The sequence below is a fragment of the Colwellia sp. C1TZA3 genome (assembly GCF_007954265.1).
Taxonomy (GTDB): Bacteria; Pseudomonadota; Gammaproteobacteria; order Enterobacterales; family Alteromonadaceae; genus Cognaticolwellia.
In genome coordinates, this window is sequence record NZ_VOLS01000051.1 from 1 (window position 1) to 16,186 (window position 16,186).

At 37.8% G+C, this 16,186-nt stretch carries 13 protein-coding genes; 5 read left to right on the forward strand and 8 right to left on the reverse strand.

Annotated features, from left to right (window positions below; translation table 11 throughout):
- Positions 1 to 241, forward strand: a 241-nt coding sequence (locus ESZ39_RS13670) for a transposase (RefSeq protein ID WP_146880461.1), incomplete at its 5' end; no start/stop codon positions are given.
- 111 nt (positions 242 to 352) lie between these two features.
- On the opposite strand, the gene nagZ is transcribed toward ESZ39_RS13670, so the two are convergent.
- Together nagZ and ESZ39_RS13680 are read right to left on the reverse strand one after the other, a co-directional pair.
- A complete protein-coding gene (nagZ, locus tag ESZ39_RS13675) occupies positions 353 to 1,372 on the reverse strand; it encodes a beta-N-acetylhexosaminidase (RefSeq protein WP_146880462.1) in 1,020 nt (339 codons plus the stop codon).
- A gap of 231 nt (positions 1,373 to 1,603) precedes the next feature.
- Complete coding sequence (locus ESZ39_RS13680) at positions 1,604 to 2,233, reverse strand: TetR/AcrR family transcriptional regulator (RefSeq protein ID WP_146880463.1); 630 nt, start codon at positions 2,231 to 2,233, stop codon at positions 1,604 to 1,606.
- A 795-nt stretch (positions 2,234 to 3,028) separates the two neighbouring features.
- Here ESZ39_RS13680 and ESZ39_RS13685 point away from each other — a divergent pair.
- Positions 3,029 to 4,873, forward strand: coding sequence for a M2 family metallopeptidase (locus ESZ39_RS13685; RefSeq protein WP_146880464.1), 1,845 nt, complete (start codon positions 3,029 to 3,031; stop codon positions 4,871 to 4,873).
- A gap of 698 nt (positions 4,874 to 5,571) precedes the next feature.
- On the opposite strand, the gene ESZ39_RS13690 is transcribed toward ESZ39_RS13685, so the two are convergent.
- Together ESZ39_RS13690 and ESZ39_RS17830 are read right to left on the reverse strand one after the other, a co-directional pair.
- A complete protein-coding gene (locus ESZ39_RS13690; RefSeq protein ID WP_146880465.1) occupies positions 5,572 to 6,264 on the reverse strand; it encodes a hypothetical protein in 693 nt (230 codons plus the stop codon).
- Between the two features lie 433 nt (positions 6,265 to 6,697).
- Positions 6,698 to 6,847, reverse strand: a complete 150-nt coding sequence (locus ESZ39_RS17830) for a hypothetical protein (RefSeq protein WP_191321798.1) — start codon at positions 6,845 to 6,847, stop codon at positions 6,698 to 6,700.
- A gap of 132 nt (positions 6,848 to 6,979) precedes the next feature.
- On the opposite strand from ESZ39_RS17830, the gene ESZ39_RS13695 reads away from it, so the two are divergent.
- Positions 6,980 to 7,444, forward strand: coding sequence for a MarR family winged helix-turn-helix transcriptional regulator (locus ESZ39_RS13695; protein ID WP_146880466.1), 465 nt, complete (start codon positions 6,980 to 6,982; stop codon positions 7,442 to 7,444).
- Between the two features lie 72 nt (positions 7,445 to 7,516).
- Here ESZ39_RS13695 and ESZ39_RS13700 read toward each other — a convergent pair whose 3' ends face one another.
- Positions 7,517 to 9,469, reverse strand: coding sequence for a BCCT family transporter (locus tag ESZ39_RS13700; protein WP_146880467.1), 1,953 nt, complete (start codon positions 9,467 to 9,469; stop codon positions 7,517 to 7,519).
- 278 nt (positions 9,470 to 9,747) lie between these two features.
- On the opposite strand from ESZ39_RS13700, the gene ESZ39_RS13705 reads away from it, so the two are divergent.
- Positions 9,748 to 12,390, forward strand: a complete 2,643-nt coding sequence (locus ESZ39_RS13705) for a TonB-dependent receptor (RefSeq protein WP_146880468.1) — start codon at positions 9,748 to 9,750, stop codon at positions 12,388 to 12,390.
- A gap of 170 nt (positions 12,391 to 12,560) precedes the next feature.
- Positions 12,561 to 14,558, forward strand: a complete 1,998-nt coding sequence (locus tag ESZ39_RS13710; protein WP_223270389.1) for a tetratricopeptide repeat-containing sulfotransferase family protein — start codon at positions 12,561 to 12,563, stop codon at positions 14,556 to 14,558.
- Between the two features lie 668 nt (positions 14,559 to 15,226).
- On the opposite strand, the gene ESZ39_RS18105 is transcribed toward ESZ39_RS13710, so the two are convergent.
- The 3 genes from ESZ39_RS18105 to ESZ39_RS13720 form a co-directional block, all read right to left on the reverse strand.
- Positions 15,227 to 15,388, reverse strand: a complete 162-nt coding sequence (locus ESZ39_RS18105) for a hypothetical protein (protein WP_262984498.1) — start codon at positions 15,386 to 15,388, stop codon at positions 15,227 to 15,229.
- Between the two features lie 194 nt (positions 15,389 to 15,582).
- Positions 15,583 to 15,735: a hypothetical protein gene (locus ESZ39_RS18110; RefSeq protein ID WP_223270390.1), complete on the reverse strand. Its 153-nt coding sequence runs from the start codon at positions 15,733 to 15,735 to the stop codon at positions 15,583 to 15,585.
- Positions 15,736 to 15,897: 162 nt separating this feature from the next.
- Positions 15,898 to 16,095, reverse strand: a complete 198-nt coding sequence (locus ESZ39_RS13720; RefSeq protein ID WP_146880469.1) for a hypothetical protein — start codon at positions 16,093 to 16,095, stop codon at positions 15,898 to 15,900.
- Between the last annotated feature and the right edge of the window lie 91 nt (positions 16,096 to 16,186).

Consider the following 16,186-nt stretch of genomic DNA (forward strand, 5'->3'; position numbering starts at 1 on the left):
TGAAGCACTTAGAGATAAAATAGGCGATAAAGGTGCTATTCCAGTTATCCCGAGAAAGAAAAATTCCAAAGTAGGTAATGATGATATCGATTGGTGTTTATACAAATACCGACATTTAGTTGAAAATGTTTTTGCTCGCCTCAAGCATTACCGGGGTATAGCGACAAGATACGATAAATTAAAAAGAAACTATGAAAGTACACTCGCATTGGCATGTTGCATAATATGGCTGCCAATGTAAGTGGTTAAAATATGAATTTGAAAGATCAACAGACCCTATTGTTTTTTTATTTTCTTATTTTTATTGAGATTTGCTGTTATCAATTTGAACCACTGCGCTATTAGCTCAAAATCAACGATATTGGTTAAGGTATTTAATCGCTTGTTGCCAGACTAAATTTTCCCTAAGCGTTGACCAATTAGTGTTTTTACCCGGTGTTTTTAGCAGTTTATTAAGTCTTTGGCTACCCACTAAGGATGTGGAAATATTGGCATTATCGAGCACATCAACACAGCCATCACGGTTGTTGCATAATAAAAGCATATCGCAACCTGCTGCTTGTGCTGCTTCAGCGCGTTCAATATAACCACCGACACTTGCCGCACCTTGCATGGATAAATCATCACTAAAAATTACGCCATTAAAACCGAGTTGCTCGCGTAAAATATTTTGTAGCCAATAGCGAGAAAAACCAACCGCTTGACTGTCAATATCTGGAAAGATAACATGTGCGGGCATCAAAGCATCAACCTTACCTTTATTGATTAGCTCCTGAAATGGTACCAAATCTTGTTGGAATATATCCGCTCTTGTGCGTTCATCAATCGGTAGATCAATATGAGAGTCGGCTTTGACACTGCCATGACCAGGAAAGTGCTTACCGGTTGCTTTCATGCCCACTAGATGCAGACCACTAATAAAAGCCTCTGCTAATTCAGTGACGTAATCTGGCTGTTGATGAAAAGCTCTATCACCAATAACGTCGCTAATGTTATTAATATCTAATACTGGTGCAAAACTGACATCTATACCAACCGCCTGCACTTCCAACGCCATCAGGATTGCACTTTGTTTAGCGAGTTCTTTTGCCAAGACAAGATTTTTCTTTGACATTTGCCATAATTCCCCCATCGCTGGGATCAAAGAAAAACCGTCTCGAAAGCGTTGTACACGACCGCCTTCATGATCAACCGCCAATAATATAGGTTTATTAGCTGCAATGCGGATTTGCTGACTTAAGTCCGCCATTTGTTCTGGTGATTGGTAATTTCTGGTAAAAAAGATTAATCCACCAATTAGTGGATGTTGAAGGATTTCTTTATCTTCTTGAGACAATGATGTGCCTTGCACATCAAACATGACTGGACCCATAACAACACTTTACAATATTAAGATGTTACTACTCTACCTAATTAACATGAATAAACAAAGATGCTTACACTATTTACCGGCAATAATCTGGAAAATAAACCTGAGAAATGAATCTGAAAAATAAGCCTGAAGATTATAGTGCTTTTAAACTCTATAAAAGATTAAGTATACTAAGTACAGCGTGTTATTTTTATCTTATATACTGCTAACTCAGCCTAACTCAAGCACAGCTTAGTTTCTCAAAGGCATAGGTGCGCCAACACCGGCGGCAACATAGGGAATAACATTACGGATCACATCTGATATTTGCAGGTCACGGTCGAAATCACTTTTAGCAATATCAATCAAAGCGTCACTTGAAGACATCGTAAAAACCACTGTACCCATGGTAAAATGTAAACGCCAAAACATTTCTTCAGCACTTAACTCTGGGTAAGCTTTTTGTACCGCTAAAACAAAATTATCAATAACGCCAGGGTATTGAGTGGTTAAAAACCAACGTAAAAAGCCTTGGCTGTCGGTATAACCTCGGCCTAAAAGCTGCAAAAAATTACTGGTGCCGTTATTCTTAAACTTATTCAAGGATAATAGCGGCTCAATAAAAGCAGAAAACACATTAATTAAGCTAGGTGATTCTATTTCACATACTTGCCTTAAAGCACTTTCTAAACGTGGGGATAACTCATTCATGTAACGAGACATAACCGCTTTAATTAATTCTTTCTTCGAGCCAAAATGATAGTTAACAGCCGCTAAGTTCACATCAGCTTGACCAGTTATTTCACGTAGAGAGGTACCATTAAAACCCTTATTTGCAAACAAAGTTTCTGCTGCATCTAATATTTTATTCTTCGTGCTCATAGGTAAATAACGCCGTAGTTCTAGTGTAATCAACAAATTAATACAAGTAGTTTAAACAAGCGTTTAAAATAACGCAACTAGGATTAAATGCATAACTAGAAAAATGCCAAACAAATACTAAAAAAAGTCAGTTAATGACCGCAACATTAAAAATGGTTACACATTTAACATTTTACACAGCAATTTATACGGCAATATTAATATCTTATACCAATTTGATTAATTAAGTGATCACCTTTTTCATGAGGAAAAATGGATAAATACAAGGCATAAAATTTAGTCAGTAGTTATTCTACTAATAAATTTTATAACACTGTAGTTATTCATTTTAACCATTAAAAATGAGCAGGTAATTAATCAACTTGGTATTAAAGCTATCTTGATTGATATTTTCATAGTAACTAGCAGCTAATAAACTTTGCTTTATTCTCAGCGTAATGTTTTAATTTTCAAGTTTTATCACTGAATTATTCTTGCAATTACTTACCTCACTCATTACAAACTATTACAATAAAAACACAGTTAAAAACACCTAATATAGCTATAGTGTTTTGGCATTTCAGGAAGAGATTTTTGAAATGTTAATTTCATACTTTCCCTAGTATATTTTATATGATGGCCCAGCACCCCTTTCGCTGGGCTTTTTTTTGTCCAAAATTTTTCAACTCCCTCGAATGAATTCAACAAAATCAAGACCATTACCAAGATGCTATTCACAATCTACACTAGCCATGACCCTATATTAAGTTGACTAAGGCGCAAATCAAGCGCTAACAAAAACAATAATGGATACTTATGCAATCAACATTTAAATTAACCACCGCAGCTATCTTGGTAGCAGCAAGCTTAAGTACTTGTAATGGTGATAACACAGCAAAAAATGCAGCTAAACCCGCCAATGTGGTAAGTAAAGCGTTGACCGCTCAAGCTGCAGAAAAATTTTTAGTCGCTACCGAACAAGAACTCGTGCAACTTAATCTTGAAGGCAGTCGTGCGGCTTGGATCAATTCAAATTTTATTACCCAAGACACTTCAGCACTTGCGGCAGCAGCAGATCAAAAGTCGACAGAAGCTGGCGTGCGGTTTGCCATGCAAGCAGCTAAATTTGACTCTGTAGAAGTCAGCGCAGATCAACGCCGAAAACTCAATATATTAAAACAGAGCTTAGTAATGCCAGCACCACAAAATTCAGCGAAATCGGCTGAGTTAGCAAAAATTGGCGCTGAATTAAATAGCCTGTATGGCAAAGGAAATTACACCACTAAATCGGGCGAAACCTTAAGTTTAGGTGAGATGACCGCTACCATGGCGACTTCTCGTGACTACGATGAATTATTAGCAATGTGGCAAGGCTGGCGAACCATTAGTCCTGCCATGAAGCCCTTATATATTCGCCAAGCGGAGCTTGGCAACGAAGGCGCACAAGGTTTAGGCTATACTGATTTGGGCGCAATGTGGCGTTCTAATTACGACATGCCTGCTGATGACTTTGCTAAAGAACTTGACCGTTTATGGCAGCAAGTTAAACCGTTATACGATGATTTACATTGTTATGTGCGCACTGAATTAGGCAAAACCTACGGCGAAGATAAAGTCCCACAAGACCAACCGATTCCTGCGCATTTATTAGGTAATATGTGGGCGCAATCTTGGGGCAATATTTATGACTTAGTCGCACCAGAAAATGCCGATCCTGGTTATGATTTGACCAAGCAACTTGCTGCCAATAATTACAACGAAATTAAAATGGTAAAAGGTGCTGAAAGCTTTTTTACTTCACTTGGTTTTGAGGCGTTACCCGCAACATTTTGGCAACGTTCATTATTTACTAAGCCCGCCGACCGTGATGTGGTATGTCACGCTTCAGCATGGGACTTAGATGCCAAAGATGATATTCGTATTAAAATGTGTATCCAAAAAACGGGTGAAGATTTCTCAGTTATTCATCACGAATTAGGGCATAACTTTTACCAACGTGCTTACCAAAACCAGCCGGTTTATTATCAAAATAGTGCTAACGACGGTTTCCATGAAGCCATTGGTGACAGAATAGCGTTATCAGTAACACCAAAATACTTAAAAGAAATTGGTTTAATTGACACCATTCCTGATGAATCAAAAGACATTGGGTTATTGATGAAAATGGCCTTAGATAAAGTTGCCTTTATTCCCTTTGGTTTAATGGTTGATCAATGGCGTTGGAAAGTTTATTCCGGTGAAGTTACCCCTGAAAACTATAATAGCGCTTGGTGGGAGTTACGTGAAAAATACCAAGGTGTAACCGCCCCTACTGCTCGTAACGCCAATGCCTTCGACCCCGGTGCAAAATACCACGTGCCAGGTGGTGTGCCATATTCTCGTTATTTCTTAGCACATATTCAGCAATTTGAATTTCATCGTGCTTTATGCGAAATTTCAGGTAATACTGACCCTATTCATCGTTGTTCTATTTATAATAACAAAGAGGCTGGCGCCGCGTTAAATACTGTGCTTGAAATGGGCTCAAGTCAACCATGGCAAGCCGCGTATAAAGTATTAACCGGCAATGAACAAATGGATGCAACCGCCATTATTGATTATTTTTCTCCCTTACACACTTGGTTAAAAGATAAAAACCAAGGTAAACAATGTGGTTTCTGATCATTAGTTAACACTCAAAAGCCCTTAAACCATCTAATTTAAGGGCTTGTTTATATATTGCTTGGATTCAAATAGTTAATGTTATTGCTGATAAGCCTACATTTTTATTACTTTAATAATGCTACCTCCCCAAACTAACAGCCTTAGTTAACAAAGCGGATGTGAATAACTTTACACTCAATTTTTTTATACCAATCTCATTAATTAGGTGGTCTACTTTAGACGTAGGAAAAACGACCCAATATAAAGCATTTATTTCAATAACTCGTTGCTCAGAACAATAGGCGCCTGCATTGTCTAATAAGCGGCATCCATGCAGCGATAATTATTAAATAACGCAGTAATGGGCTGTTTTAACCAGTGGAAATGATCAGGTGATTAATGAGATTGGTATACCAATCCCATTAAGTTATTGCTCACTTGTACTAGTTAAAATAGCTCAAGGCTGTATTGCTCTCAATCCCAATAGCCAGCTATTGCTCAATCGAGCGCCTTACCTTGAGTTATTTTTCCTGCGCACAACAAGATCACAAACTTAATGGAACTGGTATTAGTTAAGCTACAATTATAACGCGTTAAATTTACGGTCTTAATTTTTTCCAGAGTCATCATTTGTAACTTACCTGGGTAAGGTGTGATAAATAGTGGCTTTTAGTATTACTAATATGGCAAGCACCGTATTTTATCGTCTTAAAAATTTAATTTGCGCTATTATTTTGCAATAGTTTTGTTAGCAGTTTTAAACGTATCCTATTTTCTTCATTATTACTAAAAGCTACAACCAATTCTTTTTTCATAATAACAGACAAATTTTTTATATTAATATTGGAGATGCCGGCTCTTGTAGCCGAATATCGCATTACATTTGGGTCGGTAATGGCAACGTCTCCTCGTCCGAGTAAAAGCTTTTTCAGTAATGATGATTCATTCAACGCACTTTCGACGTGATGTGGATATTTTTTTATCGCATCCTCGATGATTTTGGGGTATGTGTATGTGCTAACAACGCCAACTGAATATTTTTTAAATAATTCATCAATACTTTCAAAAATCACTTCTTGGTCAGAAATTTTTAAAATGGCAATCTCTGACCAGTCAACTGCTGGGGAAATTATAGCACCTTCAAAAATATCTTCAGGCCACGCAGGAAAAATGCCAACATATTTACTGTCAGTTTGCACTAATCTTTTCGCCCTTTTCCAAGGAAAATATTCCACAATTAGCGTAATATTTGCCTTTTTTAATAATGTAGCTAACTTTTGAATCGACCTTCCTTGATTTACTATCTCTGGTGCAGCATAAGGTCCCCATTCTAATGACGCGATCTTCCAAGTCTCTTCTGCATATGAATTTGGCAGACATACTATAAAGAAAAGTAAAATAAATTTCATAATCAACGTTCCTTATTTACTTGCACTATTACTTGCATTATCTTTTTCGTTAGTAAAATCATTATAGTTTAGCCTAATGACTTTAACGCTTAATAATACCAATCCCATTAAGTTATTGCTCACTTGTACTAGTTAAAATAGCTCAAGGCTGTGTTGCTCTCACTCCCAATAGCCAGCTATTGCTCAATCGAGCGCCTTACCTTGAATTATTTTTCCTGCGCACAACAAGATCACAAACTTAATGGAACTGGTATAACCTCAACTCCTCATGACTTTAATAGCGACTGATAAGCGCCATTAACTACCACAATAGTACTAATACTAATACCAAGTACAAACCTTATTGACTGACGATACCGAGCCTTGGCGGCGTTTATTGCAAAATTAACGTTGCGAGTATCGCAAACAGCAACGCCCAAACAAGTGATAATTTTTAATTTTTACCCGCCATTGATGCGGTAATTATCGTCCCTGAATTAATAAACTCTGCAGTAACAAGAAACCCAGGTCCTATTTTTGTAAATTTCATATTTACATACTCTGGTATTTTTATATTGAGAGATAATAACTTTTCAGCCATCATACCTATTCATTATTTGAAGAAAACCAAAGTAATTTTAGTTAAATAATGTTTATTTCAATAATTTGTCTAGTCGGTCGTTATAATTTTGATTAGACTACGCGATTTTAAAATTAGGAGTTGGAGTCTACTGTTATGGAAAAACACCAGGAATTATTAATTTCCTTAAGAAAGGTTATACGCGCAATTGATTTACATTCAAAACATCTTAATAAGACATCAGGCTTAACCGGTCCACAATTATTAATTATGTTGGAGATCGATAAAGAATATAGTATCAATTCAAGCCAGGTCGCAAAAAGAGTTAATTTAAGTCCGGCAACGGTGACTAATATTATTGATAGGTTAGAAAATAAAAACCTTATTACAAGAGTGCGTTACACACAAGATAAACGTAAAGTAGGCCTGTATTTAACTGATGATGGAAAAGCGCTTTTACTTAAGGCCCCGCAAGCATTGCAAGAACATTTTATTGAAAAGTTTTCTAACTTAGCGCAATGGGAACAATCACAATTGCTGTCTTCAATGGAGCGTTTATCAGAAATGATGGATGCCGACAAAATAGATGCGGCACCACTGTTAGAATTACAAAGCCTATAACAGATTTTGTTATAGGCTCAAATCATATGTAATGAGCGCCAGTAATATCGATAGAACTGACGCGGCTAAGCGTTAACGCAATAAATGCAAAAAGTGCAAATGTTTATGGTATTGATCAATAATATTATTGATCACTGCCGACTTTGACCAGCCCATAATGTCATAATCTTGTCCACCTTCACCTAGATGAACTTCTGCTCGATAGTAGTTATGCTCATCATCATCAGCTTCATTGGCAAAATCTGGTTGTAAATGCTTTTGGGCAAATACTCGATAAACAAACTGCTGTTCTTCACCATGATCAACTAACAGACTTAGACCATTTTCATCCGAAACAACGACATTGATTTGGTTTTTCTTTAACTCATCGGCGACAGATTTAAACGCGGGTATAACCGTCTTACTGATAAATTTATTAACATTACCCTTGTTCGGGTAATCAACAATATTATTTAACCGCACTTGCCAACTATCATCACGATCATTGTTTGAATGAGGTACTGGCGTTATAAGCTGACTGTCTTGTTTAAAAGCTTCAACTCTTAAAGCTTTAATCAAGCCAGCAATGGCAAGCAGTAGTACGATAGCAAAAGGTAGAGCACTGGCAATCGTCATGGTTTGCAGCGCATTAAGCCCACCGGCTAACAATAAAATCCCTGCGACCATGCCTATGCCTACAGCCCAATAAACCCGCTGCCACAACGGTGTGTTATTACTACCATGTGAACAGAGCATATCAACTACCATGGCACCAGAATCACAAGAGGTGACAAAAAATATCACAATCATCAAGACACTAAAGAAAGACAGCAATGTAGATAATGGGAAGTTTTCTAGAAAAACAAATAATGCCACTGATGAGTCTTTACTAACCATTTCACCTAATTCTACCACCCCTTGGTTATGCACCAAATCAATGGCACTATTGCCAAAAATAGTCATCCAAAACAAAGTGAATACGGTCGGTATTAGCATTACACCGACAATGAACTCTCTGATCGTACGACCACGAGAAATTCTAGCAATGAACAAGCCAACAAAAGGCGCCCAAGCAAGCCACCAACCCCAATAGAATATCGTCCAACCACCTATCCAAGTCGTCTTTTTATAAGCAAACAAATTAAAGGTATTACGTACTATATCGGATAAGTAATCACCAATATTTTGCAAGTAAGCCTGTAATAAAAACACTGTTGGACCGAGTATAAAAATCAAGGTTAATAGAATAACCGCTAGCACCATATTAGTTTCAGAGAGTATTTTAATACCCTTATCCAAACCCGTCGCAACAGAGATAATAGCCAGTCCAATAATGCCAGCCATTATAATGATTTGATTAGTCGTAGAGACCTCAATACCAAACAAATAACCAAAACCTGCATTTACCTGAGACGCGCCTAAACCCAATGAGGTGGCCACACCAAAAACCGTACTGACCACAGCAAAAACATCAACTAAATGCCCTGGCCATTGATAAATTCTTTCGCCAATTAATGGGTACAATGCAGAGCGTAGTGTTAAGGGTAAATTATGGCGATAACTAAAGTAAGCTAATACCAAAGCCACAATGGCGTAGATAGCCCAAGCATGCAGTCCCCAGTGGAAAAAAGTCATTTTCATGGCTTCTTGAACCGCAGCGACCGTACCTTGTTCTGCCGTAGGTGGTGATAAATAATGCATCAATGGCTCTGCTACACCAAAGAACATTAAGCCAATGCCCATGCCTGCAGCAAACAACATGGACAGCCAAGTCGGCATAGAATAATCGGGGGTCGCATGATCTGGCCCTAAACGAATATCCCCATAACGAGAGAATCCTAAAAATATAACAAAAAAGAAAATGAAAGCAACGGTGAGTACATAAAACCAACTGCCATTGTCAACAATGCTTGTTTGAATAATCGTAAACAAACTTTGCGCCTGTTTAGGTAATGCTACGGTATAAAGTAAAAGAGCAATAATGATAGATGATGCACTAACGAATACTGTCTTGTTTAATTGACTACTATTGGCGGATAAAGACAAAGCCTTCCCCTAAATTTAATTTGTGTTGATATTATATCTTGTTAATCATGGTGTAAATAGTCACTTATGTGAACAATCACCCGTATAGCAAGATTTTCGGAAAAAAGAGTACTTTATTATATTTTTGAAAAAATTCAAATATTTTGTTAAGATACTGCCAAAGGCCGAATATAGTTAGAACTCTAATGGTATTTATAATTAGAGTTCTAAGTGTATTTGTAGTTAGAGTTCTAACCGTATTAGGCTGTTCACTATAAAAATACCAAGGGAAAATCACTATGAAATTCACTAGACTACACTGCGCTGTATTAACAGCACTAGCAGCGTCAGGCACTATATACGCTGAAGAAACAGAAAAAAGAGCCTCAATAGAGACTATTGAAGTTACCGCTACCAAACGGACTGAATCAATTCAAGAAGTGCCCGTTACTGTTACTGCCTTAACCGGTGATAGCTTAGAAAAACTTGGCGTTTCTAATTTTGACCAATACGTAGAGTTTTTACCCAACGTAGTTTTTCAGGGTACAGGTCCTGGGCAAAACGAAATATATATTCGTGGCGCAGCAACAACGCAAACCAACATCTCGGTTTCATCAGTTCAAGCATTACAACCTTCTGTTGCCTTCTATTTAGACGAGCAACCTGTATCAATGCAAGGGCGTAACTTAGATATTTATGCCACTGATGTTGAGCGCATAGAAGTTTTGCCAGGGCCACAAGGCACACTTTTTGGTGCTAGCTCTCAATCAGGTACCGTGCGCTTAATTACCAACAAGCCAACCCACGATGGTTTTGCTGCCGGTTTTGATACCAGCACAAGTACTACCAAAGGCGGCGACATGAGTAACTCGGTTGAAGCATATTTTAATATGTCTTTATCTGACTCATTGGCTGTACGTGTTACTGCTTACAACGACTACCAAGGTGGTTGGATAGATAATGTGCTCAATGTTCCGGGCGAAGGTGGTTATACCGGTAGTGCTGAAGTTATTAGTCGAATTTCTGGTGGTGCATTAGGAGATACAACAGATGCCACTGTTACCGCACCACAAAACGCTGCTTTAGTAGAAGAGAACTTTAACACCGCAAATTATGCCGGTGCACGCTTTGGTTTATCTTACTTAATCAATGATGACTGGGATCTGTTAGTTCAGCATACCCAACAGTCACTTGATACCGAAGGGGTGTTTTCTTATGATCCAAACCTTGAAGGTGAGACATCAACCAATCGCTTTATACCAGAAAACAACAATGATGACTTTGGTTTAACTACTTGGACATTAGAAGGTCGACTTGAGCAGCTTACCGTAGTTTATACCGGTGGTTATCTCAGCAGAGATATCAATTCAACTATTGATTACACTGGCTATACTAATGGTGGTTCATTTTCGGCTTATTATGTTTGTAACTATGGAAGTACCACTGAAGCCGCAGAATGTCTTGACCCTACTAAGTATTATAAAGAAGAAACTAGTACTTCTCGTACGACTCACGAATTGCGTATGAACACCTCAGCAGAGAATCGCTGGCGTGTAACGGCAGGTGTATTTTATGATACGCAAGAGTTATCAACTGTTGGTCAATTCAAAATAGCTAATACCGAGAAGTTTCCTGATTTAGCAAGAATGCTTAAAGGCAATGAAGGCATTAATAGTGATGGCGGTCCTTTCCCTTCAGAAGTAAGTTTCATTAATGATGTTACTCATACCATAGATCAAATCGCCGTATTTGGTCAATTTGAGTATGATATTACCGACACAGTCACGGCAAGTTTTGGTGCGCGTTGGTATCAAATTGATGACATTTATAAAGGTGCTACTAATACCGCTGATGTCAGTGGTAGATTACGCGCTTTCGGTGATGGTAGCGAAGCAGCGTTAACCGAATTTTTTGGTGCTGACGAAGCAGCAGCAGTTCAAGCCGCTATTGCTAGTGGGCAATTAGAGACTGACTTACTTGATAGTGACGGCAAGTTAACGGTTGATGATACGATTATCAAAACTTCAGTTGATTGGCAAGTAACTGACGATGTGATGGTATTTGCATCATACTCAGAAGGCTTTAGACCGCCGGTGACTAACCGAGTTGGTGGTGGTTCAGCCAAAAGTCAAGAAGGTGCCTTTGATGGTTTCCGCATTCCGGTGTACTCAACAACTGATAGCTTAGATAACGTAGAGCTAGGTTTTAAATCAACCTTATTTGATCAAAACTTACGCTTTAACGCTACTGCCTATTATTCAAAAATATCTGATCTACAAACATCACGATATGACCCAACTAATATCAGCTTCTTAGTATTTACTGATAATGTTGGTGATGCTGAAATTAAAGGTATTGATGGTGACTTTAGTTGGGTAGCAACAGATAACTTAATTATCTCTGGTGCTTTTAGTTTGATCGATACCGAGCTAACCTCAGTTAATGCCCAGCTTGATGGTATTGCACCACCAGAAGGTAGTAGATTACCGTATTCAGCTAAATTTTCAGGTAACTTACAAGCCCAGTATTTCTATCCAATTGGACAAGGTCTAACCGGTTATGTCAACGGTTCAGTAAGCTACACTGGAGAAAGACTTGCTGGTATGGTGATGGATGCTTACATGGTTGAAGATTCAACTGAGTTAGTTTATGGCACAGGTTCAGGTTTAAGCATTGAAAAGGAAGCTGATGTTTATTCTGGTGTTAATTATCAAGACAGTAATGGCGGTACCTTTGCCGGTGGTCGTTATGTACAAGATAGTTATGTGGTAGCAAACTTAAGCTTTGGTGTGACTAACGACGAATGGAAGGCTGAGCTTTTCATCGACAACGTCACAGATAAAAGTGCAATACTATATATTGATACTCAACAGTATACGCCAAAAGTTGTTTCTAACCGACCTCGCACGATTGGCTTTAGATTCTCGTACGACTTTTATTAAGTCTTAAGCGATAACTAAACGATAATTAAAAGCTAATTAAAGCTAAGTAGAATCTTAACTAAAGTTAGAACTAAAGCCGTTTGATACCTGTATCAAGCGGCTTTTTATTGATAAAGTAACCTTGTTTTTAAAATAAAAATTACACGCTAACCTACCCTGGAGCTAAGTCATTGGACAAAATATCCCACGCTGCTATTGAAGAGCAATTAAAATCAATTCAACAATTAATCCAAAACACAAAATTCAATGACGCTATTACACAAAGTAAACAACTACAAAAACAAAACATAGACCAACAACACCAAATTGAATTATGGTATTTAATTGCTGTTGCCCAACGCTATGCAAAAACTTCTTCTGAGGCGTTAAGCAGTATTAATGCATTACTTAAACTTGATGAAACACATAGCCGTGCTAATCAAGAACAAGGCTTTATCTATTTAGCCTTAGATAAACCAACAATGGCAAAAATTTCATTTGAAAAGGCGGTAAAACTTAACCCTAGCTTAGTCGCTAGTTGGCAAGCGCTGATTCACCTTTATCGAGATGAAAAGCAGCAAGACAATGTGCAAAAAGCGGCAAATCAGTTAGAAAAACTAAAAAAGTTACCACCTGCTTTGCTCGCAGTCACTGAGTTAATGCACGAAGGAAAACTATTAAAAGCAGAACAAATTTGTCGACATTTTTTGCAAAATAATAAACACCATGTCGATGGCATGTGTATGCTTGCTGAAATAGGGGTAGAGTTAAAAATTTATGACGATGCTGAATTTTTATTGGCCAGCGCCATTGAGCTAGCGCCCAATCATATTCATGCACGTTCTCAGTACCTCAATTTACTTATCCGCTTAGGTAAATACAAAGTGGCGGCACAGCAAGTTGAAATATTACTCGCGATACAACCTGACAACCTTAGCTTTAAAGTAGCTAAAGCCAGTGCCCTAACAGGTTTAGGAGAAATAGAGCAAGCTATAGTCCTATTCCAAAAAGCTGTAGAGCAAAATAATCAAATTGCAGGCTTTCAGTTGCAGTTAGGCCATGCGCTGAAAACCAAAGGTGACATAAAAAAAGCCGTGGCTGCTTACCAAAAAGCCTATCAGTTAAACCCAAGTTATGGCGATGCCTTTTGGAGTTTAGCCAATACTAAAACCTACCGTTTTAGTGACGAAGAAATTACCCAAATGCAGACACAGCAAGAAAATAAAACTTTAGCACTAACGGATAAAGTTCAACTACACTTTGCTACCGGTAAAGCCTTTGAAGACAGAAAAGACTATAAACAAGCCTTTCAATCCTACCAACAAGGTAATGAATTGCAGCATGCTCATAATGGTTTTGACATTACCAAAATAGAACAACAGGTTGCGGAGCAAATAAAATACTGTAGCGCCGAGCTGTTTGAAAGCCGTGGCGATTTAGGGCTTAGTTTACCCGATCCGATATTTATTGTTGGCTTGCCGCGTGCAGGCTCTACACTACTTGAGCAAATACTGGCTTCACATAGTCAAGTAGACGGCACAATGGAGCTGCACAATATATTAGGCTTGGCATCACGGCTACGAGGCCGTGGCAACAGTCAAAGTGATCAAGAAGCCCAATACCCAAAAAACTTAAATGAAATTAATCCCGATTATTTCAAACGCTTTGGTCAGCAATTTATCGATGAAACTCAAGTCTACCGAGAAAATGCACCATTGTTTATTGATAAAATGCCCAATAACTTTCTCCATATTGGCCTGATCCGATTAATGCTGCCTAATGCGAAAATTATTGACGCCAGACGCTCGCCTATGGCTTGTTGTTTTAGCGGTTTTAAACAATTATTTGCCGAAGGACAAGACTTTAGTTACAACCTTGAAGACATTGGCCGTTATTATCAAGCGTATCTAAAATTAATGGCACATTGGGATGATGTTTTACCTGGTTATGTTTTAAAGGTAAATCATGAAGATGTGGTTGATGATTTAACAACACAAGTGCGAAGAATGCTTGATTTTTGTGGCTTGGAATTTGAACAATCATGTGTTGATTTTCATAAAACCAAGCGCAATATTAAAACCCCAAGCTCTGAGCAAGTGCGTCAACCAATTTACAAAAGTGCCACTGAACAATGGCGACATTTTGAAGCCTATTTAACGCCTTTGAAAAAAGTACTCAATATCGATTAAATTTAGCATAGATAAAGAGTATCTTGGCGTTCTTTCATCTAACGTGAATGGATTCACTAATGTCGTAGCACCATTTGACCACAACATTGCCGATATGGATGTCGGTACTTAGTTTTGTCTGGAACAAAAGAACTGACCGTTCATCGACGTGTAGGGATATACTAATGCCTCGAAAGATAGGATGTCTGAGAGAGGCCTGAACATCCTCCTCCTTTCACATCCATGTGCTCACAAAATGTCGTTCGTCCTGAACATAAAAGCTAATATTAACATGTGCTATTTTATGTTCAGGACGAACGGTATTTCGCTGGGGAACAAACCTTTTTCTGCTCACTTTTTTATTTAAATAATACCTATTTGATTAATTAAATAGTCTACTTTTTCATAAATAAAAATGAATAAATACAAGACATAAAATTTAATAAGTAGTTATTCTATTTATTAATTTTATGACGCTGTAATTTTTTATTTTAACCATTAAAAATTAGCAGATAATTAATCTAAGACTTGATATAACACTTTAGCTGTTAGCTAAAGACCTAAGCTAAGTTTTCGCTACCTTAATGTTATAAAAAACACTATAAAGCATTGGTACGACGATCATAGTCAAGATAGTGGCAAACGCTAATCCGCTTATAATGGTCACTGACATATCAGTAAAGAAAGGGTCAAATAATAACGGCAACACCTAGTATAGTGGTGATAGCTGCCAATGAAACCGGTCTCAAACGACTCAAACTTGCTTCAACAATAGCAATTGCTTTTTCTTTGTCTTCAATAATTTGTAAGTCAATTTTTTCCAATAGCACAGTAGCATTTTTAATTAACATACCGAATAAACTTAAAACCCGAGTAACGATATAAAGCCAAAAGGTAAGTCTGCTATCAGTAAGCCAGCAGCAACACCCATCACAGCCATAAGCACAATGAGCTAAATAATAATCGGCTACCTAGACCTAGCAAAAAGCAAAAAGCAAAAAACTGATAATAAACATGATTAAGAAACCAAGCGACAAGCCCTTTCCTAAAGTGGCTTGCGCCTTATGTGAAGACTCATATTCGCCGGTTTATAACCCTCTAGTAAAGCAATGGTGGCAATGTTAACTTGCGTACAATTAAACGCTTCACCGGTAGTTTCATTGTATCCGGCCTCGGCTTTAACGGTAATGGTTCGCACGCGATCACGTCGATTAATTAGTCGCTTTTCACTAGCCTAGTTCATTTTGCCACTCACTTGCTTAAATAACATATAATACCAATCCCATTAAGTTATTGCTCACTTGTACTAGTTAAAATAGCTCAAGGCTGTGTGCTCTCAATCCCAATAGCCAGCTATTGCTCAATCAAGCGCCTTACCTTGAATTATTTTTCCTGCGCACAACAAGATCACAAACTTAATGGAACTGGTATAAATTCGTTGGCTACTACTCCACGCTAAACTATTTTCTAAGCTGGTTGATTTATCAGGGTTCGTGTTGCTGTTTCTGGCGATAATCGGATAAAGGTAATCGCCATCTTGTAGTTGTCCAATTTGCAAACCATCGCTATAAAACTTGATGTCTTGACTAAAGCCACTTGTGTAAACAATCGCCCTTATAACGCTATTTCATAATAGATAATAAAGAGCC

Coding starts and splice junctions, on each gene's coding strand:
- nagZ (WP_146880462.1), bottom strand. CDS start 1,372: ATGGGTCCAGTCATGTTTGATGTGCAAGGCACATCATTGTCTCAAGAA.
- ESZ39_RS13680 (WP_146880463.1), bottom strand. CDS start 2,233: ATGAGCACGAAGAATAAAATATTAGATGCAGCAGAAACTTTGTTTGCA.
- ESZ39_RS13685 (WP_146880464.1), top strand. CDS start 3,029: ATGCAATCAACATTTAAATTAACCACCGCAGCTATCTTGGTAGCAGCA.
- ESZ39_RS13690 (WP_146880465.1), bottom strand. CDS start 6,264: ATGAAATTTATTTTACTTTTCTTTATAGTATGTCTGCCAAATTCATAT.
- ESZ39_RS17830 (WP_191321798.1), bottom strand. CDS start 6,847: ATGATGGCTGAAAAGTTATTATCTCTCAATATAAAAATACCAGAGTAT.
- ESZ39_RS13695 (WP_146880466.1), top strand. CDS start 6,980: ATGGAAAAACACCAGGAATTATTAATTTCCTTAAGAAAGGTTATACGC.
- ESZ39_RS13705 (WP_146880468.1), top strand. CDS start 9,748: ATGAAATTCACTAGACTACACTGCGCTGTATTAACAGCACTAGCAGCG.
- ESZ39_RS18105 (WP_262984498.1), bottom strand. CDS start 15,388: ATGTTAATTAAAAATGCTACTGTGCTATTGGAAAAAATTGACTTACAA.